Origin of the sequence: Streptomyces sp. NBC_00019, from assembly GCF_045041015.1 — a bacterium.
GTDB lineage: Bacteria > Actinomycetota > Actinomycetes > Streptomycetales > Streptomycetaceae > Streptomyces.
Genome location: NZ_CP108302.1, coordinates 1,516,030 through 1,541,614 on the forward strand (window position 1 = coordinate 1,516,030; position 25,585 = coordinate 1,541,614).

Sequence of the window (25,585 nt, forward strand, 5' to 3'; positions counted from 1 at the left end):
CCATGCCCGGATCCGTCATCGTCGCCGGAGCAAGGACGCCCATCGGCAGACTCATGGGCGCCCTGAGCACGGTGTCCGCCGTCGACCTCGGCGCCCACGCCATCGGGGCGGCGCTGGCCGCCGTGCACCTGGACCCGGCAGCCGTGGAAGCCGTCGTCATGGGCCATGTCGTGCAGGCCGGGGCCGGCCCCAACCCGGCACGGCAGGCCGCGATCCGCGCCGGCATTCCGTTCTCCGTCCCCGCGAGCACCGTCAACAAGCTCTGCCTGTCCGGTCTGCACGCCATCGCCCTGGCCGACCTCGTGATCACCTCCGGCCGTCACGACGTGGTCATGGCCGGTGGCATGGAGTCCATGTCGGGCGCCCCGCACCTGCTGCGCGGATCACGCACCGGCTGGAAGTACGGCTCGACCACAGTGGAGGACGCCCTCGACCGTGACGCCCTCGTCTGCGCCTTCGACGGCGTCTCCATGGGAGCGGCCACCGAGCGCTATCAGCAGCCGTACGCCCTGACGCGCGAGGAGCAGGACGAGTACAGCGCGCTGTCCCATCAACGGGCCGCCCAGGCGCAGGAGTCAGGTGCGCTGTCCGAGGAGATCGTCCCGGTCACCGTGGCCGGGCGCCGGGGCGAGACGGTGGTCGACACCGACGAAGGCGTACGGCCGGGGAGCACCGCAGAGGGCCTGGGGCGGCTCAGGCCGACCTTCTCGGGGGCGGGCACGATCACCGCGGGCAACTCGTCACAGCTTTCCGACGGCGCCGCAGCCGTCGTCGTGATGAGCGCGGAGCGCGCCCGCCGGGAGGGCCTGACCCCGCTCGCGGAGATCGGCGCCTACGGCACGGTCGCGGGCCCCGACCCCTCGCTGCTCGTCCAGCCGGCCGGCGCGGTCCGCGACGCCCTGTCCCGGGACGGCCGGCTGAAGTGCGCCGATCTGGACCTGTTCGAGATCAACGAGGCGTTCGCCTCAGTGGCTCTGGCTTCCGTACGGGAGTTGGACATCCCTCTGGACAAGGTGAACGTCAACGGCGGCGCGATCGCGCTCGGGCACCCGGTCGGCATGACCGGAGCCCGGCTGGTGCTGACCGTCGCGACCGAACTGCGACGGCGCGGAGGCGGCAGCGGAGCAGCGGCCCTGTGCGGGGGCGGCGGCCAGGGCGACGCGCTGCTGCTTCATGTGCCGACGCAGGCCTGACCCCCGGAGCTGACTCACCATGAACGACCAACTGCTCGCCTGGACGACCCTCACCGTGGCGACCCGCACCCCCGCCGCCGACGGCGTCGTCTCCCTCACCCTGCGCCGCCCCGACGGCGGTGTGCTTCCCGCCTGGGCTCCGGGTGCCCACATCGACGTGCTCCTGGACGGCGACGACGGTGAAGAGGGCGGCCTGATCCGTCAGTACTCCCTGTGCGGCCACCAGGCCGAGCATGCGGCCTGGCAGATCGCCGTGCTGCGCGAGCCGCGGGGCCGGGGCGGTTCCGCGTACGTCCACGACCATCTGCGCCAAGGCACCACCGTGCGGGTCCGCGGACCGCGGAACAACTTCCCGTTGCGGCCCGCGGCACGCCATCTGTTCATCGCCGGCGGCGTCGGCATCACGCCCATCCTTCCCATGGTGGAGGCCGCCGAGGCCGCGGGAGCCGACTGGCTTCTGCTGTACGGCGGCCGCACCCGCACTTCCATGGCGTTCCTCGACCGCCTCGCCCCGCACAGGGACCGCGTGCTCATCCGTCCGCAGGACGAGTACGGCCTGCTGGACCTCGCCGCCCACCTCGGCGCACCCGAGGAGGGCACCCTGGTGCACGCCTGCGGTCCCGAACCCCTGCTGCGAGCGGTGCAGGAGCAGTGCGCGGGCTGGCCCCCCGGCACGCTGGGCATCGAACGATTCGCCCCCGCGCAGACAATGGGGTCCGGACCGGCCGAGGCCTTCGAGCTGGAGCTCGCCCGCTCCGGGCTCACCCTCACCGTGGCGCCGGACCGCTCGGTACTCGAAACGATCGAGGAGGCCGGCGTCGCGGTGGACTTCTCGTGCCGGGAAGGCACGTGCGGCACCTGTGAGACGGACGTACTGGACGGCAAACCCGACCATCGCGACTCGCTGCTGAGCGAGGACGAGCGGGCCGCCGGCGACACCATGCTCATCTGTGTCTCCCGCTCGTGCGGGCCTCGCCTGGTCCTCGACCTGTGACGGCGATCACCTCCAGCAATTTACTAGGACGTCCTAGCATCTCTGGCGTCAGCAATACCCCCGCTCCGTCCGGGAAGGCCCTCATGAGCGATCTGCACCGGCCCGTGCACCCTGTTCGCCTGGTCACCGCTTCAGCTCTGTTCGACGGGCACGACGCGTCGATCAACATCATGCGGCGGATCTTCCAGTCCCAGGGTGCCGAGGTGATCCACCTGGGCCACAACCGCTCGGTGCGGGAGGTCGTGGACGCGGCGCTGGAGGAGGACGCACACGGCGTGGCCGTCTCATCCTACCAGGGCGGGCACGTCGAGTACTTCGAGTACCTGGTCGAGTCGCTGCGTGCGCAGGGCGCCGGCCACATCCGCGTGGTGGGCGGCGGAGGGGGCGTCATCGTGCCCGACGAGATAGCCCGGCTGCGCAACAGCGGGGTGACCATCTTCTCCCCGGAGGACGGCCAGCGGATGGGCCTGGCCGGGATGGTCAACTCGGTGGTGCGGGACTGCGACTTCGACCTCTGGGACGGCAAGCCGGCCGACGCGCCCGCCGTACTGGCCGGTGACCGGTTCGCGATCGCCCGAGCCATCACCGGTGCGGAACTCGGCAAACTGCCCCCGGAGTTCCTCGCACAACTGCGTGCCACGGCTGCCGCCGGGTCGGTTCCGGTGCTCGGCATCACCGGCACCGGTGGTTCGGGGAAGTCGTCGCTGACCGACGAGTTGGTGCGCCGGTTCCGTGTCGACCAGCAGGACAAGCTGCGGATCGCGGTGATCGCGGTCGACCCGACCCGTCGCCGCGGCGGCGGCGCCCTGCTAGGTGACCGGATCCGGATGAACTCCCTGGACGGCGGCCGGGTCTTCTTCCGCAGCCTGGCCACCCGCGGCAGCCGCGAGCTGCCCGAGCATCTGTCCGACGTGGTCGACGTCGTCAAGGCAGCCGGCTTCGACCTGGTCATCGTGGAGACGCCGGGCATCGGCCAGGGCGACGCGGCGATCGTGCCGTTCGTCGACACCTCGATGTACGTGATGACGCCGGAGTTCGGCGCCGCCTCGCAGCTCGAGAAGATCGACATGCTCGACTTCGCCGACGTGGTTGCGATCAACAAGTTCGAGCGGCGCGGCGCCAAGGACGCCCTGCGCGACGTGGGCCGCCAACTGGTCCGCAACCGCGAGGCGTTCGGGATGCGGCCCGAGGACATGCCGGTGTACGGCACCTCGGCGGCGACCTTCAGCGACGACGGCGTCACCGCGCTGCATCAGCACCTGAAGGCCGCCCTGGCCGAGAAGGGACTGCCGCTGTCGGAGGGCGCGTTGGCCCCGGTCGACATTCGCCATTCCTCCGGCATCCGGCAGGTGGTTCCCGCGGACCGGGTGCGCTACCTCGCCGAGATCACCGACACCGTCCGCGCCTACCACGGCGAGACCGCCCAACTGGCCGAGGCGGCACGGCGGGTGCAGCGCCTGGACGCGGTCCGGGGCGAGCTCGTCGAGGCCGGCTCCGACGCCGAGAACGTGCAGTCGCTGCTCGACGAGGCCCGCAGGCGGCTCCCGCACGACATCAGCGAGCAGATCGAGAACTGGCCCGCCGTCATCGCCGCCTACTCCGGCGACGAGCAGGTCGTGAAGGTCCGTGACAAGGAGATCCGCACCAAGCTGACCCGCGAGTCCCTCTCCGGCAACAAGATCCCCCGCGTCGCCCTGCCCCGCTTCACCGACCACGGGGAGCTGGTGCGGTTCTGGCGCGGGGAGAACCTGCCCGGCCACTTCCCCTTCACCGCCGGGGTGTTCCCCTTCAAGCGCGACGGCGAGGACCCGGCGCGGATGTTCGCCGGCGAGGGTGACCCGTTCCGCACCAACCGGCGCTTCAAGCTGCTCTCCGAGGGCCAGCCCGCCACCCGCCTGTCCACCGCCTTCGACTCCGTCACCCTCTACGGCCGCGACCCCGATGAACGTCCGGACATCTACGGCAAGGTCGGCACCTCCGGCGTCTCGGTGGCCACGCTGGAGGACATGAAGGCGCTCTACGACGGCTTCGACCTGGTCGCGCCGACGACGTCGGTGTCTATGACGATCAACGGGCCCGCGCCGACCATCCTGGCCTTCTTCCTCAACACCGCCGTCGCCCAGCAACTCGACCGCTTCCGGGCCACCGAGGGCCGCGAACCGTCGCCCGAGGAGGCGGCCGAGCTGCGGGCGCACGCGCTGGCGAACGTGCGAGGCACAGTCCAGGCCGACATCCTCAAGGAGGATCAGGGCCAGAACACCTGCCTGTTCTCGACCGAGTTCTCCTTGCGGATGATGGCCGACATCCAGGAGTGGTTCATCGCGCAGAAGGTCCGCAACTTCTACTCGGTGTCCATCTCCGGCTACCACATCGCCGAGGCCGGCGCGAACCCCATCAGCCAGCTCGCCTTCACCCTGGCCAACGGCTTCACCTACGTCGAGGCCTACCTCGCCCGGGGCATGCACATCGACGACTTCGCCCCGAACCTGTCGTTCTTCTTCTCCAACGGCATGGACCCCGAGTACTCCGTTCTCGGCCGCGTGGCCCGCCGTATCTGGGCGGTCGCGATGAAGGAGAAGTACGGCGCGGGCGAGCGCAGCCAGAAGCTGAAGTACCACGTCCAGACCTCGGGCCGCTCGCTGCACGCCCAGGAGATGGACTTCAACGACATCCGCACCACCTTGCAAGCCCTCATCGCGATCTACGACAACTGCAACAGCCTGCACACCAACGCCTACGACGAGGCCGTCACCACCCCCACCGAGGAGTCGGTCCGCCGCGCCCTGGCCATCCAGTTGATCATCAACCGGGAATGGGGCCTGGCCATGAACGAGAACCCCCTCCAGGGCTCGTTCATCATCGACGAACTCACCGACCTGGTCGAGGAAGCCGTCCTGGAGGAGTTCGAGCGGATCAGCGAGCGCGGCGGTGTGCTCGGCGCGATGGAGACCGGCTACCAGCGCGGCCGTATCCAGGACGAGTCGATGCTCTACGAACAGCGCAAGCACGACGGCACCCTGCCCCTCATCGGCGTCAACACCTTCCGCAACCCCCACGCCGACATCGCCGAGCCCGGCGTCATCGAACTCGCCCGCGCCACCGAGGAGGAGAAGCACTCCCAACTGGCGCGCGTACAGGACTTCCAGGCCCGACACCAGGAGCCGGCCCACGCTGCCCTGGCTGCCCTCAAGGACGCGGCGGTGGGCGGCGACAACGTCTTCGCCGTCCTCATGGACGCCGCCCGCGTCTGCTCGCTGCAGCAGATCACCGACGCCTTCTTCGAGGTCGGCGGCCAGTACCGCCGCAACGTCTGACCACTACCACTGACCGGACAGGACATCACATGGAATCCGTCACCCGTCTCGGCGTCGTCGGCTGCGGCCTCATGGGCTCCGGCATCGCCGAAGTCGCCGCCCTGGGCGGCCTCGACGTCCGTGTCGCCGAAGCCACCCCCGACGCCGTCGAGGCAGGCCGCCGTCGAGTAACCGCCTCCCTCGACCGAGGCGTGCAGCGCGGCAAGATCACCGAGGAACAGCGCGACCAGGCCCGCGCCCGGCTCTCGTTCACCCACGACCTCAGTGACCTGTCCGACCGTCAATTCGTCGTCGAGGCCGTCGCCGAGAACCGCGAGATCAAGACCGACGTCCTGCGCTCCCTGGACAAGGCGGTCGAAGACCCCGCGGCGATCCTGGCCACCAACACCTCCTCCATCCCCGTCGTCGATCTCGCAGTCGCCACCGAGCGGCCCGGCCAGGTCATCGGCATGCACTTCTTCAACCCCGTTCCAGTACAGAGGTTGGTCGAGCTCGTTCCCGCCCTCACCACCAGCCCGGACACCGTGCAGCGCACCCGCGACCTGGCCACGCAACTCGGCAAGCAGCCCATCCAGGCACCCGACCGCTCCGGCTTCGTCGTCAACGCCCTCCTCGTGCCCTACCTGCTCAGCGCGGTCCGGATGGTGGAGTCCGGCGGCGCCCGGCCCCAGGACATCGACCAAGGCATGGAACTCGGTTGCGCCCACCCCATGGGCCCGCTCCGCCTGCTCGACCTGATCGGCCTGGACACCGCCCAAGCCGTCGCCGAGTCGATGTACGAGGAGTTCAAGGAACCGCTGTACGCCCCGCCGGCACTACTGCGCCGCATGGTCGCCGCAGGCCACCTCGGCCGTAAGAACGGCCGCGGCTTCTACGCGTACGACGCCTGAACAAAGGCCGGCCGCGCACAAAGCCCAGGCCTGCCCAGTACCGTCGTGACGCTACGTGCTGGGTACAAAACTCCTCACTCGGACTTCGAAGTGAAGGCATAGGGGGCGCACGCATACTCCACCCCCGAACTATGTATTCCCACCACATGTCCGCCTGACCTGCCTCTTCCTACGGTGTGCCGACACGTACCCGTCCCCACCGCACACGAGGAAGTGGCGCACATGGCCTCCGCAGCACCCGCTCCACCGTCGCCGAACAACCTGAAGCGCATAGTCGCCGCCAGCCTCATCGGCACGACCATCGAGTGGTACGACTTCTTTCTCTACGGATCCGCCGCGGCCCTCGTCTTCAACAAGCTGTTCTTCCCGGGCTCCGACCCGCTCGTCGGCACCCTGCTGTCGTTCCTGACGTACGCCGTCGGCTTCGCCGCCCGTCCGATCGGTGCCCTCGTCTTCGGGCACTACGGCGACCGGCTGGGACGCAAGAAGCTGCTGGTGCTGAGCCTGCTGCTGATGGGCGGGGCGACCTTCGCGATCGGGCTGCTGCCCACGCACGCGACGATCGGCTCGGCCGCTCCCGTGCTGCTGACCGTGCTGCGTCTCGTCCAGGGCTTCGCGCTGGGCGGCGAGTGGGGCGGGGCCGTGCTGCTGGTGTCCGAGCACGGGGACGCCCGGCGGCGCGGGTTCTGGGCCTCCTGGCCGCAGACCGGCGCCCCCGCGGGGCAGTTGCTGGCCACCGGTGTGCTGTCCCTGCTCACCGCCGTCCTCTCGGACAGCGCCTTCACCAGCTGGGGCTGGCGGATCCCGTTCCTGCTCTCCGGCGTCCTCGTGATGGTCGGTTTGTGGATTCGTCTGTCTGTCGACGAATCGCCCGTCTTCAAGCAGGCCCTGGCCCACGCCCAGGCCCGCAAGGCCGAGCAGGGGGCCGCCGCGGAGAAGCTCCCGATCGTCTCCGTACTGCGCCATCACTGGCGCGACGTGCTCATCGCGATGGGCGCGCGCATGGCCGAGAACATCAGCTACTACGTGATCACCGCGTTCATCCTCGTCTACGCCACCACCGCGGCCGACGTCTCCAAGCAGACCGCGTTGAATGCCGTACTGATCGCCTCCGCCGTGCACTTCGCGGTGATCCCGATGTGGGGCGCCCTGTCGGACCGGGTCGGGCGGCGGCCGGTGTACCTGCTGGGCGCGGCCGGGATCGGGCTGTGGATGTTCCCGTTCTTCTCCCTCATCGACACGGGCAGCTTCGGCAACCTGATCCTCGCCATCACCGTGGGCCTGGTGCTGCACGGGGCGATGTACGCGCCCCAGGCCGCCTTCTTCTCCGAGATGTTCGCGACCCGGATGCGCTACTCCGGTGCCTCCATCGGTGCCCAGTTCGCCTCGGTCGCCGCCGGAGCGCCCGCGCCGCTGATCGCCACTGCTCTTCTGGACGACTACGGCAGCTCCACCCCGATCGCCCTGTACGTCATCGCCGCGGCCGTCCTGACCCTCATCGCGGTGGGAGTGGCCAAGGAGACCCGCAACCGGGACCTCGCCGACGTCGACGCCCCCGTGGAGACGGAGCCGGCGAAGGCCGCGACCGCGGACGCCCGCACCGTCTGATCTCCCCCGACCGGCCCCCGTGCGCTCGTGCGTGCGGGGGCCGGTGCCGTGCCGATGCGAACGCTCAGTGCTGTGTCGGTGCGGACAACCGGTGCAGGCGCAGGGCGAGCTGGATCTCCAGGGCGCGTGCGGGGCTCTGCCAGTCGTCGCCGAGGAGACGGCCGACGCGCTCCAGGCGTTGGGCGACCGTGTTCACGTGGACGTGCAGTTCGTCCTTGGTGCGGGCCGGGCTCATGCCACAGGAGAAGTACGCGTCGAGGGTGCGCAGGAGATCGGTGCCGCGTCGTTCGTCGTAGGTGACGACCTGGCCGATGGTGCGGTCGACGAAGCCCGTGATGTCCCGGTCGCCCGCCAGGAGCAGTCCGAGGAACCCGAAGTCCTCGGCGGCCGCCCCGTCGCCGGAACGGCCCAGGAGCCGCAGGGCGTCGAGGCAGCGGCGGCCCTCCTCGTAGGCGGCGGCCACGATGTCCGGGCGGGTGGCCAGGTCCTCGACCGGGCCCGATGCGCCGACGGTGACGGCCTCGTGGACGGCCGTGCCGAGGTGGCGTGCCGTGCGGCGCGCCAGGGCGGTCGCGGTGTCGCCGGGTCTCAGGGGCAGCAGCAGGACGGTGCCGCCGTCGCGGGCGGCGGCCAGTCCGTGCCGGGTGGCCGCGAGGTGGGAGGCGGCGGACCACAGACGTCTGCGGGCGTCCGCCTCCTGCTCGGCGTCGGCCGCGGTGCCGTCGAGCCGGGCGGCGAGGACGACATGGGTGGCGTCGAGGTCGGCGTGCAGCCGGGAGGCTCGTTCGCGCAGCAGGCGCGGGTCGCGGTCGCGGGCGTCGAGGAGGTCGTCCAGGAGTTCGCCACGCACGCGCTGCTCGGCCTCGGCCGCCGAGCGTCTGGCGAGCAGCAGCAGCGAGGTGACCATCGCGGCGCGCTCCAGGGTGCGCTGGTCGACGGGGTCGAGTCCGGGGTGGCCGTGCAGCACGAGGGCGCCGAGCAGTTCGCCGCCGGCGGCGACTGCCGCGATCCAGTCGTCGCCGTGCCGTACGGCGTGTCCTTCGGCCCGGGAGGCTTCCAGTGCCTTGGCGGGCGTGGCGGCGGCCTCGGTGAACTCGACCTTGCCGTCGAGGACTTCGGCGACCGCGGCCGCCACGTCGTGCACCCCGCCGCCGCGCAGCACGAGTTCGGCGAGCCGGTCGTGGACGTCGGAGGCGCGCTCGATGACGCCGCTGCGGTCGCGGATGATCTCGTTGGCCCGCTCCAGGCCGGCGAGGGCCGAGCGGGTCTCGGTGAGCAGGTTCGCGGTGTCGATGGCGGCGGCCGCCAGGGCGGCGAAGGAGCCGAGCAGGGCGATCTGCTCCCGCTCGAAGACCCGGGCGCGCCGGTCGGCGGCGAACAGCACCCCGATGACGTGGTGCCCCAGCATCAGCGGCACGCCGAGGATGGCGACCAGGCCCTCGTCCCGTACGCCGCCGTCGATGGTGCGGGTGTGCTGGAAGCGCTCGTCCTTGAAGTAGTCGTCGGTGACGTAGGGCCGGGCCGTCTGGGCGACGAGGCCGCCGAGCCCCTCGCCCATGCCGAGCCGCAGCTGCTGGAAGCGGGCGGCGACCGACCCCTCGGTCACGCGCATGTAGGTGTCGCCGCGGGCCGGGTCGTTCAGGCTGAGGTAGGCGACGTCCGTGCCGAGCAGTGACCGGGCGCGCTGCACGATCGCCTGGAGCACGGCGTCCAGGTCGCGCAGTCCCGCCAGGTCGTGCGCGGTCTCGAAGAGCGCGGAGAGCTCGGCCTCGCGCCGGCGCCGTCCCTCCAGCTCCGAGCGCACGCGCAGCGCGACCAGCTTGGCCTGCTCCAGCGCGGCGATCCGCTCGGCCGGCCGGCCCTCGGCGCGGGCGACCAGCACCGGCTGCTCGTAGGCGTCGGCGGACGCGCCCCTGGCCAGCAGCTCGAGGAACGGTGCCTCGGCGCTGGCTGCGGAGCGCTCGGCGGACTGCACGTGATCGCGGGACATGCTCACAGGATTCCTCATCGCACCGTCACCTCGTCAGCCCTGTGGACAACCCCGCCGGGGTGCGGCTCAGTGCGCCGTCCAGCCCCCGTCCATCACCAGCGACGTGCCGGTCACGAAGGACGCCTGCGGGCCGCACAGATACGCCACGGCCTCGGCGACGTCCTCGGGCTCGATGAGCCGCTTGACCGCGCTGTCCTGGAGCAGCACCTCGGCAAGGACGCGCTCCTCGGGGATGCCGTGCGCCTGCGCCTGGTCGGCGAGCTGCTTCTCGACCAGGGGGGTGCGCACATAGGCGGGGTTCACACAGTTCGAGGTGACGCCGTGGGGCGCGCCCTCCAGGGCGGCCGTCTTGGAGAGTCCCTCCAGGCCGTGTTTGGCGGCCACGTACGCCGACTTGAACGCCGAGGCCCGCAGCCCGTGGACCGAGGACACGTTGACGATCCGGCCCCACCCCTGCCCGTACATGTGGGGCAGGGCGCCGCGGATGAGCCGGAACGGCGCCTCCAGCATCACGGTGAGCACGGTGTGGAAGACATCGGGCGGGAACTCCTCGATGGGGCGCACCAGCTGGAGCCCTGCATTGTTGACCAGGACGTCGGTGCCGGCCGCGGCGAGCTCGGCGGCGTCCAGGTCGGTCAGGTCGAGGACGTGCGGTTCAATGGCGCCCGCGAGGTTCCGGGCCCCGTCGGCGAGCTCCTCCAGCCCCCGCGCGTCCCGGTCGACCGCTCTCACCTTCGCCCCGGCGGCGGCGAGCCGCAGCGCACAGGCGCGGCCGATGCCACCGGCGGCGCCGGTGACGAGGGCGGTGCGGCCGCCGAGGTCGAGCGGAGAGGCGTGGGGGGCCGAGAGGGCGCTGGGCGGGGTCATGGCTCGACCCTAAGCAGCGCCCCTGACTCACCCCATGTGGTCAGCGCCCATACTTCATTCGGAACTCATGGGCTCGAACCATGTGGGTTCATCGGACAGTGCTTGCTTGATCCGGAACAGCTGGCGTTCGCCCATCGGGGGCAGCGCGTCCACCTCGAACCAGCCGACCGCGAGGGACTCGTCGTCGTTCACCCGTGCCTCGCCGCCGACGGCCCGGCAGCGGAAGGTGATGTCCATGAACTGGCACTTGTCGCCGTTGGGGTAGACGACCTCGTTCCCCGACCGGACCAGGACGACCCGCTCGACGACGCAGTGCACGCCCGCCTCTTCGTGGACCTCCCGCACGGCAGCGGCCGCGGGCTGCTCCCCGGGGTCGGGGATGCCCGAGATCACCGTCCACTCGTGGTTGTCCGCGCGCTGCCCCAGCAGGACCCGCCCCTCGTCGTCGAAGACGACGGCGCTGACGCCGGGCAGCCACAACAGCTGGTGCCCGGCGGAGGCCCGGATATCACGGATGAAGTCAGGAGTAGGCATACTCCGACCCTAACCGGCAGATCCCGCCCGCCTGTTGCGCAGGCCCGAACCGATCGCCCAGCCCAGTCCACCGGCCGCGACCAGCACCAGCAGCATCTCCGGCAGGATGCCGAGCTTCGTGGCCGGTGTCTCGGAGGAGCGCAGCGGCACCTTCTGGACGAGGGAGTCGGCGACGAACATGCCGGTCTTCTGGGTGATCCTCCCGTCCGGCATGATGATCGCGCTGACGCCGCTGGTCACCGGCACCGTGACGGTCCGGCTGTGCTCCACGGCGCGGACCCGGGACATGGCGAGCTGCTGGTAGGTCATCTCGCTGCGGTCGAAGGTCGCGTTGTTGCTCGGCACGGAGATCAGCTGGGCTCCGTCGGTGACCTCGGAGCGCACGGCCCAGTCGAAGGCCGCCTCGTAGCAGGTGACGAGACCGACCTTGGCGTTGGCCATCGTGAACACGCCCGGCTCGGTACCGCGGCTGAAGTCCTGGCGGACCATGGACGTCCAGTCGCTGTTGATCGCCCCGATGAGCGAGCGCAGCGGGAGGTACTCGCCGAACGGCTGGATCTGGCGCTTGTCGTAGGTGTCGGTCGGTCCCTTGGCCGGGTCCCACAGGATCTGCTCGTTGTAGAGCTTGCCGTCCCGCTCGACGACTCCGCCGACCGAGATCGGCGCGTCGATGGCCTTGGCGGCGGCGTCGATGACGGCGCGCGCGTCCTCGTTGGCGAACGGGTCGATGTCGGAGGAGTTCTCGGGCCACAGCACGATGTCGGGCTTGGGCATCTTGCCGGCCTTGACCTGGGCGGCCAGCCGTTCTGTCTCGCGCGCGTGGTAGTCGAGCACGGCCCGTCGCTGGGCGTTGAAGTCGAGGCCCGCACGGGGCACGTTGCCCTGGATGGCCGCGACGGTGACGGTGCCGTTCTCGGCCTTGTCGCTGACCAGCGGGCGGGCGGCGACGGCCCCCACCACGGGAACGGCCACGCTCAGCAGGGCGACCACGGCAGCCGACCGTCGTACCTCTCGGGAGCGGCGCTTCTCCACCCCCAGCCGGACGGCCTCGTACAGCCCGAAGCCGCACAGGACGACCGCGAAGCCGAGCACCGGGGTCCCGCCCGCCGCGGCGAGCGGGAGGAAGACGCCGTCGGCCTGACCGAACGCGATCTTGCCCCAGGGGAAGCCGCTGAACGGCACACGCGCGCGTGCCGCCTCTCCGGCGATCCACAGGGCGGCCGCCCACAGCGGAAAGCCGGGCAGCTTCGACACTGTCGCGATACCCGCGCCGACCAGCGCGACGAAGACCGCCTCGATCACCACGAGCGCAAGCCAGGGGCCGGGCCCGACCTCCACACCGGTCCACACCAGCAGCGGCAGCAGGAAGCCCAGGCCGAAGAGGTAGCCGAGGCCCAGGCCCGCCTTCCAGCTGCGGCCACGCAGTACCCAGCCGAAGACGGCGAACGCCGGGAGGGCGAGCCACCACAGAGTGCGCGGCGGGAAGCTGACGTAGAGCAGCACTCCGGAGAGTGCGGCGGCGAGAGCCGGGACGAAGCGCGCGAGGCGGGCCGTGCGCGAGGCGGGCTCGGTCGGCTGCTTCTGGTCCGACTCGTCCACGGATGTTGCGGTGACGGTCACTCCGGGAGTGTACGGCGGTTGACCTTGGCGCCGACAGCGCGGTCCGTACGGCAGCACGGGGCTCCGGTGAACGCTCCTGACGCATCCTTCCTGCGCAACTCGTCCACAAACCGTCCATCAGCCGTTACCGTGTGCCGGAGCCTTTGTCGTACCGCCGGTCAGGCGGTCGTACGGCGGGGGCCCGGCACAGGTCGCGGGGGCGGCCGGTTCGGGGGGTCGGGTGGGGTCCACGGGGATGACGTCTGCGGCCGGTCAGGCCGAGGACGGCGACAGACGAAACGTTTCGGACGCGACGGGCGTGGTGGTGCTCGGGGCCTGCGCCACCTGGTCCCTGATCACGGCGGCCGTGCACCACGGCCGTCCCGAAGGCGTGCTCCTCGCCGTCCTCGCCGTCGCCGCCGGCTATGCGGCGGGACGGATCTGCGGAGCGATCCTGCCGGTCGCGGCGCTCTGTACGGCGGCGGCCGCCGGGGTGGGCCTCACCGCCGCCGCTCCCCATCTTTCCGCCGGGCCCGAGATCGCCGCACCGCTGGGCCACGCCGGCTCCACCGCCGCCGTGCTGACCCTGTCCACGGGTGCCGTGTGCTGTGCCGCGTGGGCCGTGCGGGCGCCTGCTTGGCGGCTCGTGTTGCGGGCGTCGGCCGTCGGGATCGTGGTGACCGCCGCCGTCCTGGGTTCGGCGAGCGGATGTGTCGCCTGTGCCGCGGTACTGCTGTGCTCGCTCGCCGCGAGCCGAATGCAAGACCACCGCGGCGCGGGTTTCGCCGGGCTCGTCCTGACGGCGGCCCTGGTGACCGGGCTGACCTGGGCGGCCGCCGGAAAGGCGGTACCGGAGGGACTCGCCGTGTCGCTGGAGGGCCAGCTGACCCGGCATCGCATCGAGCTGTGGCAGGACGCGCTGCACATGGCGCACGGGGACCCCGCCCTGGGCGTCGGCCCCGGCCGCTTCGGCGAGCTCAGCACGACGGCGGCCCAGACGCTGCTGCCGGACGGCAAACCGCACTCGGCGCCGCTCCAGCAGGCCGCCGAACAGGGAGTCGTGGGCGTGGTCCTGCTCGCCGCGGCCTTCTGCTGGCTGCTCTACACCCTCTGGCGCTCCCCACGCCCCACGCCGGTCGCGCTCACCGCGGGTGCGGCGCTCACCGCGCTCGCGGCGATCGCCGCGGTCGGCAACGCGCTCAGCTTCACGACGGTGTCGGTGGGCGCCGGCCTCCTGGCGGGGCTGGCCACGGCCCGCCCGCTGGCCGACGAGTCGGCACGGCGCGATACGGACGAGAGCCGCCCCCGGGACGACCGACTGACTCCGTGACCTAGTGCGCCCCGCCGTGCGCGCGCGAGCGCAGCCGGTCCCTGATGATCTGCACGGCGGCCTCGGCGTCGTCCACGGTGATCGTGAACGTGTGCCCGTCCCACAGGCTCAGCACGATGCCCTCGCCACGGCGTACGACGACGGCGGTGCCCTTCTCGGGCCGCCAGCGGTAGCCCCAGCCGCCCCAGTGGCGCGGGGTGACGTCATGGTCGACCTCGGCACCCGCCACGTGCGACAGCGGGATGCGGCGGCGCGGCAGGCCCATGTGGCCGCAGCGCACCTCGAGGGACTCCTCGTCGACCTTGAGCGCGACATGCACGAACGCCAGCGTGCCGAAGAGGACGAGCAGGCCGGCCGCGATGCACCCGACGACCGCCATGGCGAGCGGGGCGATGCCCGAGGTCCACGCCGAGTCGACGGCCAGCTCGATGCCGAGCGCCATGCACGCGGCGCCGACGAGCGCCAGCAGCCACTGGACCCGGTTGGTGGCGCGTCCGGTCCAGACCTCGGGATGCGGCGCGTTCACGCCGTGGGGGTGGTCCCTCATGCATATGAGGTTACTCAGGTTTCGCTGCGCGGGTACCTCGTGGCGGAGGGTGAGTGGGCCGGTCGACTGAGCGGGGCCTCTTTCGTCACCCTCGGTCAGCGGGCGGGGCTGACCGCCGAGAGGAAGCGGCCTTCCGCGTACGTGAGCGCGGTCCCGGGCAGCTCGGCCTCACGTCCGCTGAGCAGCACGGTGAGACTGCCGTCGGCGGATGCCTCGGGAGCGGGCAGCTCGCCGATCCGGCGCAGCGCCTGGGCGACCACCGCTCCGGCGGTGCCGTGCAGAATGAGCGGCGCCCGGCCCGGCTGTTGCACCGCCGCGCGGATGCGCTCGGCGACCAGTTCGTAGTTGGTGCAGCCGAGGACGAGGGTCGTGATGTCGGCGGGAGTACGTGCCGCGGCGGCGGCGATCGCGGCCTCGATCGCCGGCTCGTCGGCATGGTGCACGGCGTCCGCGAGCCCGGGGCACGGCACCTCGGCGACGTCCACACCTATGGCGAACCGTTCGATGAGATCGCGCTGGTAGGGGCTGCCCGTGGTGGCGGGGGTCGCCCAGATGGCGAGGGGGCCACCGCCCGCGGCGGCCGGCTTGATCGCCGGAACGGTGCCGATGATCGGCAGGTCCGGCTCGAAACGGGCCCGCAGCGCGGGCAGCGAGTGCACCGACGCGGTGTTGCAGGCGACGATCAGCACATCGGGACGGTGCGCCGCGGCGGCCTCGGCGACGGCCAGCGCCCGTTCCGTGATGTCCTCGGGTGTGCGCGGCCCCCAGGGCATCCCGTCGGGGTCCCAGGACAGGACGAGATCCGCGTCGGGCCTGAGCCGGCGTGCCGCGGCAGCGGCTGGAAGCAGGCCGATTCCGGAGTCCATGAGCGCGATCTTCACCCGGCCACGATAGACGATGAGCCCTTGCGGGCCGGTCCGGTGGGGGACACTGCGCGAGTGAGCGCCATGACGTGGACCGCCGCCGCTTCCCTCGCCGCCTGGCTGTGGCTGTTGCTCTGCCAGGGCTTCTTCTGGCGTACGGACGTCAGACTGCCCGAGCGGCGGGAACCCGACGAGTGGCCGTCCGTCTGCGTCGTCGTCCCCGCGCGCGACGAGGCCGCCGTCCTGTCCGCCAGCCTCCCGTCGCTGCTGGCCCAGGACTACCCCGGGACGGCCGAGGTCTTCCTCGTCGACGACGGCAGCTCGGACGGCACCGCGGAGCTCGCCCGGGAACTGTCGCGGCGGTACGGCGGACTGCCGCTCACCGTGGGCTCACCCGGCGAACCGCCCGCCGGATGGACGGGCAAGCTCTGGGCGGTGCGCCATGGCATCGGCCTGGCACGCGCGCGTGACCCCGAGTACCTGCTGCTCACGGACGCGGACATCGCGCACGAGCCGGAGAGTCTGCGCGCCCTGGTCGCGGCGGCGCGCACCGGCGGCTTCGACGTCGTGTCTCAGATGGCCCGGCTGCGGGTGGAGAGCCTGTGGGAGCGGCTGGTCGTGCCGGCCTTCGTCTACTTCTTCGCCCAGCTGTACCCCTTCCGCCGTATCGGGAAGAAGGCGTCCCGGACGGCGGCGGCCGCGGGCGGCTGCGTACTGCTGCGCGCGGAGACCGCCGAGCGGGCGCGGATCCCGGACGCGATCCGGCACGCCGTCATCGACGACGTGGCGCTCGCGCGCGCGGTCAAGGGCGGGGGCGGTCACATCTGGCTGGGGCTGGCCGAGCGGGTGGACAGCGTGCGGCCCTATCCGCGGCTGCACGACCTGTGGCGCATGGTCTCGCGCAGCGCGTACGCGCAATTGCGGCACAGCCTTCCGCTGCTGGCCGGAACGGTGGCCGGGCTCGCGCTGATCTACCTGGTGCCGCCCGTGGCCCTGGTGGCGGGGCTCGTCGCGGGGAGTACGGCGACCGCGGTCCTCGGCGGGCTCGCGTGGCTGGTGATGACGGGGACGTACGTCCCGATGCTCCGCTACTACCGGCAGGCGCTGTGGCTCGCTCCCCTGCTGCCGTTCACGGCGTTCCTCTATCTCCTGATGACGGTCGACTCGGCCGTCCAGCACTACCGGGGGCGCGGTGCGGCCTGGAAGGGCCGCACCTACGCACGTCCGGACACGGTGCCCGACAAGGGCTGACCCGCTACTTGCGGCCGGGGGTCCAGTTCATGCCCCAGCCGTAGGCGTAGTCGACGGTCCGCTGCGGGCTCACCCCGCGCTCGGGCACCAGGTAGCGGGCTTCGCGCTGGACGACGAGGTCGGAGCCGGTGTTGGTGATCAGGGCGAGCGCGCAGACCGTCGAGGGGACGGTGCACTCGTCGAGGGAGAAGTCGATCGCGGCGCCGAACTGCGGCTGCAGGGTCACGGTGGCGTGCAGGTCGGCGAAGGAGCGTGCGCCCTCGTAGATCGTGACGAAGACGAGGATGCGCCGGAAGGCCTGCTTGTGGTCGAGGTTGACGGTGAGGTTCTCGCCGCTCGCGACGGCGCCGGTGCGGTCGTCGCCGTCGAGGTGGATGAACGGCGGCTGGTGCAGGGCGCCGAAGGCGTTGCCGAGGGCCTGGACGACGCCCTTGCTGCCGTCGGTGAGCTCGTACAGGGCGCACAGGTCCAGGTCGAGGTCGTTGTGCGTCGCGACCGGGCGGCCCAGCTTGCTCGCCCAGCCCGAGAACTGCTTGCGGACCTCCCAGTTGAGGTTCACACGCATCGCGCCCGAGGTGCCGCCCTGTTTGGTCAGTGAGACCGACGGGGACGCCTTGGTGAGCGTGACCTTGGTGAGGCGGACCGGTTGCGCCGGGGGTGCCGGAGGCGCGGCCGGCGCAGGCGGCACGGTCACCGGCGGGGCGGTGACCGCAGGGGCCACCGGTGCGGGCGGGGCGGCCTGCTGCGGTTCGTCCACGGTGATGCCGAAATCCGTGGCCAGCCCTTCCAGCCCGCTGCTGTAGCCCTGGCCGACGGCACGGAACTTCCAGTTGCCCTGGCGGCGGTAGAACTCGCCGAGGACGAAAGCGGTTTCGACGCTGGCGCCGGTGCTGTCGAAGCGGGCGATCACAGTGCCCTGGGCAGCGTCCTTGACCTCGATGTAGAGGCCCGGCACCTGTCCGAACGACCCGCCGTCGCTGGAGGCGGCCAGGACCACGGTCTCGACGGCGGGTTCCACGCGCGCGAGGTCGACGAGAAGTGTGTCGACCACCCGGCCACCGGCGTTCTGCTTGCCCTCGTGGCGGACCGCGCCGGAGGTGTGCGCCGGCTGGTTGTAGAAGACGAAGTCGCCGTCGGAGCGGACCTTTCCGCCTACGAGGAGCAGCGCCGAGGCATCCGCGTCGGGTACGCCCGGTCCGGAACTCCAGCCCAATTCGACCCGCAGTGCCGTCGTCGGCACCGGAGCATTGGACCCTTTCGACATTGACATGTCCGCCCCCATCACGTGTCACCGCGCCGGCATGTCCCGGCAGCCCATTGGTTCCCTACAGGGCCAACCTATTCCCCGCGACAGCGAACTCCCATCCGATGCACAGGGAGATCGCCCGCCAACCCTGGGTAACCCGCTCGGAACTCGGCCTTTACAGGATCCGAACCCCTGCCGCTGCCCCTTTTCCCCACCTTCGCTCGCATTGGGGATCCGAGGTCACTGCCGACACGGAAAACAACCCTCTTATCGGTCTCCCCAACCAGCACATCGTGGGCTTAACTTATGTGCCATGACCTCCCCCCGCTCCACTTATGGCGGCGGCTACTACTCCGCCTCCTTCCCGGACACTCCGATCTACGACTCGCTCGTGGCCGAGCGGGGTACCCCGCAGATCGCCCCGATCCGGGTCCCGGCCGAGTACGCCATGCCGAGCAGCAGCAACCTGCCCGCGCTGCCGTCGGCACTGCCCGCCCTCCCGGCGGGTCCCTCCCAGCCCTCCTACGGCTACCCGCAGGCGCAGCAGCCGGCTCCGCTGCAGCAGGCGCCCGCCGCGTACATCCCGCAGCAGGCCGGTGTCCCGCGCGGCTATCCCGGCCCGCAGACGCAGCAGCCACGTCCGGCGGCGGCGCAGGGCATGGGCTACGAGGCGATGCGCCCCGCGGCTCCCCGCCCCGCTCCGGCTCCGTACCAGGATCCGTACAACAACCAGCAGTACCGCGGCTACTGAGCCGACCCCTGGACACCCCGTGCCTGCTGGCACGATGGGTTCATGGGTAATGCGCGGCTTCAGTCGATTCATGTCCATCCGGTCAAGGCGTTCCGGGGCCTCGCGCCCGGGGAGGCCGACGTGGAGCCCTGGGGGCTGGCCGGGGACAGGCGCTGGGCGCTGATCGACGACGGGGGAAAGGTCGTCTCGCAACGCCGGGAGCCGCGTGTCGCGCTTGCCGCCGCCGAGCTGCTGCCCGGCGGCGGCGTCCGGCTGTCCGCGCCCGGCATGGAGCCGCTGGAGGTCCCCGTGCCGCGCCCGGTCGGCACCGTGCCGGTGGCGATCTTCCGGGACAAGGTGGAGGCGGTGCCCGCCGAGGACGCGGCCGCGCACGCCTGGTGCAGCGACTATCTCGGCGCGGACGTCCGTCTGGTGCACATGGACGATCCCGCCACACGCAGGCCCGTCGATCCGGAGTACGCCTTCGAGGGCGAGACCGTCTCCTTCGCCGACGGCTTTCCCCTGCTGCTCACCACGGCGGCCTCGCTCGACGCCCTCAACTCCCTGATCGCGCAGGGTGATCACGCCGACGAGGGCCCGCTGCCCATGGACCGGTTCCGGCCCAACGTGGTCGTGTCGGGCACCGACGCCTGGGCCGAGGACGACTGGTCGCGGCTCGCGATCGGCGAGGTCGTCTTCCGGGTCGCCAAGACCTGTGGGCGTTGTGTCGTGACCACCACCGACCAGTCCACCGCCGCCCGCGGCAGGGAACCTCTGCACACCCTGGGACGCCACCGTCGCCTGGGCGGAAAGCTGGTCTTCGGGCAGAACCTGGTGGCCCGGTCCCGTGGCACGATCCGCGTCGGCGACCCCGTCACGATCCTCGATCGGTAGAGACCCGCTCAACGCCTGATGTGCGGGAACCCACCGCGGGGGACCGCGCGTTGATAATCGTGAGAAGTTCATGAGAGGTCCGGCTGGTGATTTCGCTCTCTCTTTGACCGGGCCTGCGCGTGAACATCTCCGCCAGGGATTATCACGGAGCGGGAAGGGGGTGCGGACGGTGCGAGCGATGAGCGGACTCTGGCGCTGGCGGCACAATCCGCTGCGCCGTGCGACCGATCTGGCCGAGGCCTGGGTCGCCCTCGCGGCCATGGTGCTCATCCTGGTCGTCGCGCCGGTGGCCGGCTTCGTCGTCGGCGGTCTGGCCCAGGACTCCCTCCAGGAATCGGTCCGCAACCAGCGCGTCGCCCGTCATGTGGTGACGGCGACCGTGACCCGCAAGCTGGACCGGTCCCCACTGGACGCCGATCCGGAGACCTCCACCGGGCGGGAGATGCGCACCCGTGTCCTCGCCGACTGGACCGCGCCGGACGGCACCGCTCAGCACGGCACGGTCCTGGCGAACCTCGAGGAACCGCACCAGGGCGACCACTTCACGATATGGACGGATGCCCAGGGCCGCATAGTGGCCCGGCCGCTGGACTCCGCGACCGCCACGACACATGCCGTACTCGCCGGGTTCGGCGCGGCCCTGCTCGGCATCGGACTCGTCGAGAGTGCCCGCCGGTTGATCGTCTGGCGCATGGTCCGTCGCCGGTACGCCCGTTGGGACCAGGCCTGGGACCGGGCGGGCCCGGACTGGGGCAGGACCGGCACCGGCAGCTGACAGCCTTCCGGCTCTGGTCAACCCACCGCCTGCGCGCACGCTACGGTGGACCGGCCGAACTTCTTCGGCAGCACGAACCCGCGAGCGAGCGAGCTGCAGGGACGTGCCGGTGTCGGGCACTTGACGTCGGTACCGGTGTCCCGACGGCCCGCGAGCCATGAGTACCGCAAAGTGGGGGCACGGCAACGCCATGGCACAGGGCACGGTCCAGGTGACGCACACCGGCACCTCGCGGTGGCGGCGCCGCACGGGTGAGTACGCATCGCTCGCCGCCGCCCTGGAGGCCGCGGCCGACGGCGATGTCCTCACCGTCGCCCCCGGCACCTACCGGGAGAACCTCGTCGTCCAGCGGGCGGTGACCCTGCGCGGGCCCGAGGGCTCCCCCGGCTCGGTGCGTATCGCGCCCCTCGACGGAGTGCCGCTGACTGTGCGCGCCTCGGCGGTGGTCCAGGACCTTCACGTGGAGGGCCAGGACGCGGCCGCGCCGGCGCTCCTCGTCGAGGAGGGCACCCCCGAACTGACGGACATCCGGATCGTCACCCGGTCCGCGGCCGGCATCGAGGTGCGCGGCGGCGCCCGGCCGACCGTGCGGCGCTGCACCGTCGACAACCCGGCCGGGATCGGCATCGCCGTACTCGACGACGGGGGCGGCGTGTTCGAGGAGTGCGAGGTCGTGGCGGCCGGTCAGGCCGGCGTCGCGGTCCGCGGCGGCGCCCATCCGCGCCTCGAGCGCTGCCGGGTGCATCACGCGTCGGGTGTGGGCCTGTCCGTGACCGGTGAGAACTCCGCGCTGGAAGCGGTGGGTTGCGAGGTCTACGAGGTCCGTGGCAGCGGCGTCCAGATCACCAACAAGGCCACCGCGCATCTCACCGACTGCGATGTGCACCGCACCACCGGGGACGGCGTCACGCTCGACACGGACGCCGTGCTGACCCTGGCCGACTGCAGCATCCACGACATTCCTGAGAACGCGGTGGACCTCAGGTCGCGTTCCGTCCTCACCCTCACCCGCACGACGGTGCGTCAGTTCGGACGCAACGGCCTGTCGGTGTGGGATCCGGGCACGCGCGTGGACGCCAACCAGTGCGAGATCTTCGACAGCACCGGCGACTATCCCGCGGTGTGGGTGAGCGACGGGGCGACGGTGGTGCTGGACTCGTGCCGGGTGCACGACGTGCCGGACGCGCTGTTCGTCCTGGACCGCGGCTCCCGCGCGGACGTCGTCGACAGCGACCTCTCCCAGGTGCGCAACACCGCGGTGTCGGTGAGCGACGGAGCCACCGCTCAGCTCGACGACTGCCGTATCCGGGACGCGGCCACCGGCGCCTGGTTCCGGGACCACGGCAGTGGCGGCACCCTCAACAACTGCACGGTGGACGGCACTCAGACCGGCGTGATCGTCACCAAGGGCGCCGACCCGACGATCGAGCGGTGCACGGTGGACTCCCCCGCCGAGGCCGGCTTCTACGTGTCGGCGGGCGGCCGGGGCAGCTTCCTCAACTGCCGGGTCACCGGCAGCGGCGGCTACGGCTTCCATGTGATCGACGGCTCCCGTACGACACTCAAGAAGTGCCGTACGGAGCGGTGCGCACGGGGCGGGTACGAGTTCGCGGACGCCGGCCCGGACACGGGATCCGGCGTCGGCCCGGTCGTCGAGGACTGCACGAGCGACGAGAGCGCGGGGCTGCGCCCGTCGGCCGACCCGGAGCCCGTCGTGCAGACGGCGAGCCAGTCCCCCGGTCTGCTCGGCGCGATCCCCGGGCAGCGCACCACCGAGCCGGAGCAGCCTGGCGCCCCCGCCGCGCCGGAGCAGCCCTCGCGCACCTCCAAGGCCGTCATGGGTGAACTCGACGCCCTGGTGGGCCTGGACAGCGTCAAGCGCGAGGTGCGGGCCCTCACCGACATGATCGAGGTCGGCCGGCGCCGCCTGCAGGCCGGCCTCAAGGCGGCCTCGGTCAAACGCCACCTGGTCTTCACCGGCTCCCCCGGAACCGGCAAGACGACGGTCGCCCGCCTCTACGGCGAGATCCTCGCCTCCCTCGGTGTCCTGGAGAAGGGACATCTCGTCGAGGTGTCCCGCGTCGACCTGGTCGGCGAGCACATCGGCTCCACCGCGATCCGCACCCAGGAGGCCTTCGACAAGGCGCGCGGCGGTGTGCTGTTCATCGACGAGGCGTACGCGCTCTCCCCCGAGGACTCCGGCCGCGACTTCGGCAAGGAGGCCATCGACACCCTGGTGAAGCTCATGGAGGACCACCGGGACGCGGTCGTGGTGATCGTCGCCGGCTACACGGCCGAGATGGAGCGGTTCCTCTCGGTCAACCCCGGTGTGGCGTCCCGCTTCTCACGGACCATCACCTTCGGCGACTACGCGCCCGACGAGCTGCTGCGGATCGTGGAGCAGCAGGCCGACGAGCACGAGTACCGACTGGCGTCGGGCACGCCGGAGGCCCTCCTCAAGTACTTCACGGCGATCCCCAAGGGCCCCGCCTTCGGCAACGGCCGCACCGCCCGCCAGACCTTCGAGGCCATGGTCGAGCGGCACGCGAGCCGCGTCGCCCAGGTCGCGGAGCCCAGCACGGACGATCTGACGCTGCTGTACGCGGAGGACCTGCCGGAACTTCCCTGACCCGAGCGGCTACCGCTGCGCCGGTACGTCCGGACGCAGTCGGCCCAGCAACTTCGCCCGCTCCTCGGCGAAGGCCGGGTCGGCCTGGTAGTCGGAGTGGCCCAGGATCGGCGTGGGCAACGGGTGCTGCTCGGTGCGACCGTAGGCCAGCGGGTCCTTGAGGGGTTCGTGGTCGACCTCGGGGCCGCATTCGCCGGACAGCCGGACCGGGCCGCCGATGGGGTCGGTGGGCCGGTACAGGTTGCGCCAACAGGCGACGTCGTGGTGCAGGGCGCTGAGCGCGGCCGGCCCGAAGTGGGCCGGGAACCAGCGTCCGTAGAGCCGCTCGAGCGGTGAGCCGTATGTCAGCAGCGCGACCCGCCTGCGGTCGGCCGGTGTCAGCTGCCAGGCCGCGGCGGCGGCGAGGACGCTGCCCTGGGAGTGTCCGGAGATCACCAGGCGGCCGCCGGTGGCGCGCGTCCAGGTGGCTATCCGCCAGGTCAGGTCGGGGACAGCGCGCTCGGCGTAGCAGGGCGGCGAGAAGGGGTGGGCGGCGCGCGGCCAGAACGTGCCGACGTCCCACAGGATGCCGATGGTGCGGCGTGCGGAGGGGTCCTTGTAGGCGCGTCGGCCCCAGGTGACGAACAGTATGAAGCCGAACCCGATCAGCCAGGAGCCGAGCGCCTGCGCGGTCTCGGCGGCGCCCTGGACGAAGGCGTACGTCCTGTCCGCCGTCTCGCCCGGTGTCTTGCCCGTGGCGAGGGCGCCCACCAGTGCGCCGGCGCCCAGGAGCAGGGTCGTGGCGGAGGTGACGGCGACGATCAGCGGGGCCCGGTCGGTGAGTGTGGCCAGCGCGCGGGCGTTGGCGATACGCCGGGTGCGGGCCCGGTCCTTGGGCTTGTCCGGGTAGGCGGTGTCCACGCCGGCCAGCTCGGTGCGGCGCAGCTGCCAGGTGCGCCGTCCCAGCCACCCGCACAGCACCAGCAGGACGACGAGGAGCGGCGGGATCACGGACGCCTGCCAGGTCAGCAGGACGGGTGGACCGGTCATGGTGGTTCCGGTGCCGTCCAGCCAGTCGGCCACACGCTGGGACACACCGCCGGACATCACCCCGCCGAGGGCGCAGGCGAGCATCGCGACGGCGGGACCGCCCAGGCCGCGCATGGCGGCGCGCGGGTCGGGGTGGGTGCGGTGCAGGGTATGGGCCACGACGGCCATGACGATCACGATCAGTCCCTGGACCAGGGCGATGCCGCCGAACGTGGCGTCGCCCGGCAGCCGCCCCTGCGACTCCCATCCCGGGCGCTCCCAGCCGGCGTACAGCATGGTCAGGGTGAGCAGACCGAGCGCGGCGAGCGGCAGACGTCGTACGAGATGCTCGTCGAGCTCCCGGTCGAGGCGGTTCTCGCTGCGGCCGCGGCGGCAGACCACCCAGACGACCATGATCGCGCCGCCGGCCAGCGACACGATCAGGAGCCGGCCCAGCGCGTCGAGCAGAGCGGGTCCGTCGGGACGACGGTCGAAGCGGGCCGCCGCGGAGCCGACGGCCGCGGCGACCGTGAGCAGGGCGGCGGCGGTGTGGGCGGCGCGCAGCCGGGCCACCAGCCGGCGTCCGTACCAGAAGCCGGGACGGCCGAGGGCGGTGCGGGCCGTGTCCTCGTCGGGCTCGGCCGGGCGGGACATCGGCGCCTGCGACTCGTAGGCGTTCCAGGTGCGGTGGGACAGGTACCACAGCAGGCAGGTGAGCACGGCGGGGAGCAGGGCGGCGAGGGCGAGCCTGCGGCCGGGGCGGCTCCACCAGCCGCCGTCGGAGACGGTCGGCGACAGGAAGCCCAGCCAGGAGTGCCGGTCGGCACAGGCGCGTGAGCCCGCGCACTGCCATGCCGTGAGATCGAGGGCCACCTCGCAGACGGCCGCGACCAGCAGCACCGTCAGGGACAGTCCCGCCAGCCGCACCAGCAGCCCGTACAGCCGGACCGTGCGGGTGCGGCCGCGGGCGGCGGGGCGCATCCAGTGGGCGAGGTTGACCACCATGAACGGGAGCAGCAGCAGCCACAGGGCGCGCGAGGCGTTGCCGGAGGTGAGGTTGCACCAGACGTACGCCTCGGGCACCGGCTCGCGCCGGGGGTTGTCGGGTCCGGTGTCGGTCCCGGCGTCCTCGGCGCGCCGGAACACGGCCGCCGTGTCGTCGCCGGTGATCCGCACCGTCCGCGGATCGTCGAGCATCTTCTCGGGCGTCGTACCGCCCACCCCGTGGACCAGCAGCTCCAGCGCGGAGCCCTCCGGCCCGCCCGTCGAGGCACGTTCCTGCACATGTTCCACTGTTTCGCTCTTCCCCCGTGACGCGCCGTC

19 protein-coding genes are annotated in these 25,585 nt (G+C 71.7%); 11 read left to right on the forward strand and 8 right to left on the reverse strand.

Annotated features, from left to right (window positions below; genetic code table 11):
• The first annotated feature begins 2 nt into the window (after positions 1 to 2).
• From OHU89_RS07450 to OHU89_RS07470, 5 genes are all read left to right on the forward strand, one after another.
• Positions 3 to 1,193: an acetyl-CoA C-acyltransferase gene (locus OHU89_RS07450; RefSeq protein ID WP_405641032.1), complete on the forward strand. Its 1,191-nt coding sequence runs from the start codon at positions 3 to 5 to the stop codon at positions 1,191 to 1,193.
• Positions 1,194 to 1,212: 19 nt separating this feature from the next.
• Positions 1,213 to 2,187 carry a PDR/VanB family oxidoreductase gene (locus OHU89_RS07455; RefSeq protein ID WP_266896120.1) on the forward strand — a complete coding sequence of 325 codons (975 nt, stop codon included), beginning with the start codon at positions 1,213 to 1,215 and terminating at the stop codon, positions 2,185 to 2,187.
• An 83-nt stretch (positions 2,188 to 2,270) separates the two neighbouring features.
• Positions 2,271 to 5,501: a fused isobutyryl-CoA mutase/GTPase IcmF gene (gene icmF, locus OHU89_RS07460; protein WP_266896118.1), complete on the forward strand. Its 3,231-nt coding sequence runs from the start codon at positions 2,271 to 2,273 to the stop codon at positions 5,499 to 5,501.
• 29 nt (positions 5,502 to 5,530) lie between these two features.
• Complete coding sequence (locus OHU89_RS07465; RefSeq protein ID WP_266896116.1) at positions 5,531 to 6,391, forward strand: 3-hydroxybutyryl-CoA dehydrogenase; 861 nt, start codon at positions 5,531 to 5,533, stop codon at positions 6,389 to 6,391.
• Positions 6,392 to 6,613: 222 nt separating this feature from the next.
• Positions 6,614 to 7,999, forward strand: coding sequence for an MFS transporter (locus OHU89_RS07470; RefSeq protein ID WP_267017666.1), 1,386 nt, complete (start codon positions 6,614 to 6,616; stop codon positions 7,997 to 7,999).
• 64 nt (positions 8,000 to 8,063) lie between these two features.
• On the opposite strand, the gene OHU89_RS07475 is transcribed toward OHU89_RS07470, so the two are convergent.
• The 4 genes from OHU89_RS07475 to lnt all read right to left on the reverse strand — a co-directional run bounded on the left by OHU89_RS07475 (position 8,064) and on the right by lnt (position 13,010).
• Positions 8,064 to 9,989 carry a helix-turn-helix domain-containing protein gene (locus tag OHU89_RS07475; protein ID WP_405641036.1) on the reverse strand — a complete coding sequence of 642 codons (1,926 nt, stop codon included), beginning with the start codon at positions 9,987 to 9,989 and terminating at the stop codon, positions 8,064 to 8,066.
• Positions 9,990 to 10,055: 66 nt separating this feature from the next.
• Positions 10,056 to 10,856: a 3-hydroxybutyrate dehydrogenase gene (locus OHU89_RS07480; RefSeq protein WP_266896110.1), complete on the reverse strand. Its 801-nt coding sequence runs from the start codon at positions 10,854 to 10,856 to the stop codon at positions 10,056 to 10,058.
• A gap of 54 nt (positions 10,857 to 10,910) precedes the next feature.
• Entirely contained in the window at positions 10,911 to 11,390 is a 480-nt protein-coding gene (locus tag OHU89_RS07485; RefSeq protein ID WP_405641038.1) for an NUDIX hydrolase, read from the reverse strand.
• Positions 11,391 to 11,399: 9 nt separating this feature from the next.
• Positions 11,400 to 13,010: an apolipoprotein N-acyltransferase gene (lnt, locus tag OHU89_RS07490; protein ID WP_405641040.1), complete on the reverse strand. Its 1,611-nt coding sequence runs from the start codon at positions 13,008 to 13,010 to the stop codon at positions 11,400 to 11,402.
• Between the two features lie 235 nt (positions 13,011 to 13,245).
• Here lnt and OHU89_RS07495 point away from each other — a divergent pair, with 235 nt between their 5' ends.
• On the forward strand, positions 13,246 to 14,319 hold the full coding sequence (locus OHU89_RS07495) for an O-antigen ligase family protein (RefSeq protein ID WP_405641042.1): 1,074 nt from the start codon (positions 13,246 to 13,248) through the stop codon (positions 14,317 to 14,319).
• A gap of 1 nt (position 14,320) precedes the next feature.
• Here OHU89_RS07495 and OHU89_RS07500 read toward each other — a convergent pair whose 3' ends face one another.
• The gene (locus tag OHU89_RS07500; RefSeq protein ID WP_405641044.1) at positions 14,321 to 14,866 is read right to left on the reverse strand and encodes a hypothetical protein; all 546 of its coding nucleotides are present in this window, start codon (positions 14,864 to 14,866) and stop codon (positions 14,321 to 14,323) included.
• 95 nt (positions 14,867 to 14,961) lie between these two features.
• The gene (locus OHU89_RS07505) at positions 14,962 to 15,747 is read right to left on the reverse strand and encodes a glutamate racemase (protein ID WP_405641046.1); all 786 of its coding nucleotides are present in this window, start codon (positions 15,745 to 15,747) and stop codon (positions 14,962 to 14,964) included.
• 66 nt (positions 15,748 to 15,813) lie between these two features.
• On the opposite strand from OHU89_RS07505, the gene OHU89_RS07510 reads away from it, so the two are divergent.
• The gene (locus OHU89_RS07510) at positions 15,814 to 16,980 is read left to right on the forward strand and encodes a glycosyltransferase (protein WP_405654360.1); all 1,167 of its coding nucleotides are present in this window, start codon (positions 15,814 to 15,816) and stop codon (positions 16,978 to 16,980) included.
• Positions 16,981 to 16,984: 4 nt separating this feature from the next.
• Here the strand turns inward: OHU89_RS07510 and OHU89_RS07515 are convergent, their stop codons facing one another.
• Positions 16,985 to 18,244: a TerD family protein gene (locus OHU89_RS07515; protein ID WP_405654362.1), complete on the reverse strand. Its 1,260-nt coding sequence runs from the start codon at positions 18,242 to 18,244 to the stop codon at positions 16,985 to 16,987.
• 295 nt (positions 18,245 to 18,539) lie between these two features.
• On the opposite strand from OHU89_RS07515, the gene OHU89_RS07520 reads away from it, so the two are divergent.
• The 4 genes from OHU89_RS07520 (at position 18,540) to OHU89_RS07535 (ending at position 23,254) form a co-directional block, all read left to right on the forward strand.
• Positions 18,540 to 18,977 (forward strand): DUF6643 family protein, encoded by a 438-nt coding sequence (locus OHU89_RS07520; protein ID WP_405641048.1) that lies wholly within the window; start codon positions 18,540 to 18,542, stop codon positions 18,975 to 18,977.
• Positions 18,978 to 19,019: 42 nt separating this feature from the next.
• A complete protein-coding gene (locus OHU89_RS07525; RefSeq protein ID WP_405641050.1) occupies positions 19,020 to 19,850 on the forward strand; it encodes an MOSC domain-containing protein in 831 nt (276 codons plus the stop codon).
• A gap of 169 nt (positions 19,851 to 20,019) precedes the next feature.
• Positions 20,020 to 20,625 (forward strand): hypothetical protein, encoded by a 606-nt coding sequence (locus OHU89_RS07530; protein ID WP_405654364.1) that lies wholly within the window; start codon positions 20,020 to 20,022, stop codon positions 20,623 to 20,625.
• Positions 20,626 to 20,815: 190 nt separating this feature from the next.
• Entirely contained in the window at positions 20,816 to 23,254 is a 2,439-nt protein-coding gene (locus OHU89_RS07535; protein ID WP_405654366.1) for a right-handed parallel beta-helix repeat-containing protein, read from the forward strand.
• A 9-nt stretch (positions 23,255 to 23,263) separates the two neighbouring features.
• Here OHU89_RS07535 and OHU89_RS07540 read toward each other — a convergent pair whose 3' ends face one another.
• Positions 23,264 to 25,555: a hypothetical protein gene (locus OHU89_RS07540; protein WP_405641052.1), complete on the reverse strand. Its 2,292-nt coding sequence runs from the start codon at positions 25,553 to 25,555 to the stop codon at positions 23,264 to 23,266.
• Positions 25,556 to 25,585 lie beyond the last annotated feature (30 nt).

Bases quoted from the DNA above. Each gene is read 5' to 3' on its own strand.
- OHU89_RS07450 (WP_405641032.1), top strand. From the start codon at position 3: ATGCCCGGATCCGTCATCGTCGCCGGAGCAAGGACGCCCATCGGCAGA.
- OHU89_RS07455 (WP_266896120.1), top strand. From the start codon at position 1,213: ATGAACGACCAACTGCTCGCCTGGACGACCCTCACCGTGGCGACCCGC.
- icmF (WP_266896118.1), top strand. From the start codon at position 2,271: ATGAGCGATCTGCACCGGCCCGTGCACCCTGTTCGCCTGGTCACCGCT.
- OHU89_RS07465 (WP_266896116.1), top strand. From the start codon at position 5,531: ATGGAATCCGTCACCCGTCTCGGCGTCGTCGGCTGCGGCCTCATGGGC.
- OHU89_RS07470 (WP_267017666.1), top strand. From the start codon at position 6,614: ATGGCCTCCGCAGCACCCGCTCCACCGTCGCCGAACAACCTGAAGCGC.
- OHU89_RS07475 (WP_405641036.1), bottom strand. From the start codon at position 9,989: ATGTCCCGCGATCACGTGCAGTCCGCCGAGCGCTCCGCAGCCAGCGCC.
- OHU89_RS07480 (WP_266896110.1), bottom strand. From the start codon at position 10,856: ATGACCCCGCCCAGCGCCCTCTCGGCCCCCCACGCCTCTCCGCTCGAC.
- OHU89_RS07485 (WP_405641038.1), bottom strand. From the start codon at position 11,390: ATGCCTACTCCTGACTTCATCCGTGATATCCGGGCCTCCGCCGGGCAC.
- OHU89_RS07495 (WP_405641042.1), top strand. From the start codon at position 13,246: ATGACGTCTGCGGCCGGTCAGGCCGAGGACGGCGACAGACGAAACGTT.
- OHU89_RS07500 (WP_405641044.1), bottom strand. From the start codon at position 14,866: ATGAGGGACCACCCCCACGGCGTGAACGCGCCGCATCCCGAGGTCTGG.
- OHU89_RS07510 (WP_405654360.1), top strand. From the start codon at position 15,814: ATGACGTGGACCGCCGCCGCTTCCCTCGCCGCCTGGCTGTGGCTGTTG.
- OHU89_RS07515 (WP_405654362.1), bottom strand. From the start codon at position 18,244: ATGTCGAAAGGGTCCAATGCTCCGGTGCCGACGACGGCACTGCGGGTC.
- OHU89_RS07520 (WP_405641048.1), top strand. From the start codon at position 18,540: ATGACCTCCCCCCGCTCCACTTATGGCGGCGGCTACTACTCCGCCTCC.
- OHU89_RS07525 (WP_405641050.1), top strand. From the start codon at position 19,020: ATGGGTAATGCGCGGCTTCAGTCGATTCATGTCCATCCGGTCAAGGCG.
- OHU89_RS07535 (WP_405654366.1), top strand. From the start codon at position 20,816: ATGGCACAGGGCACGGTCCAGGTGACGCACACCGGCACCTCGCGGTGG.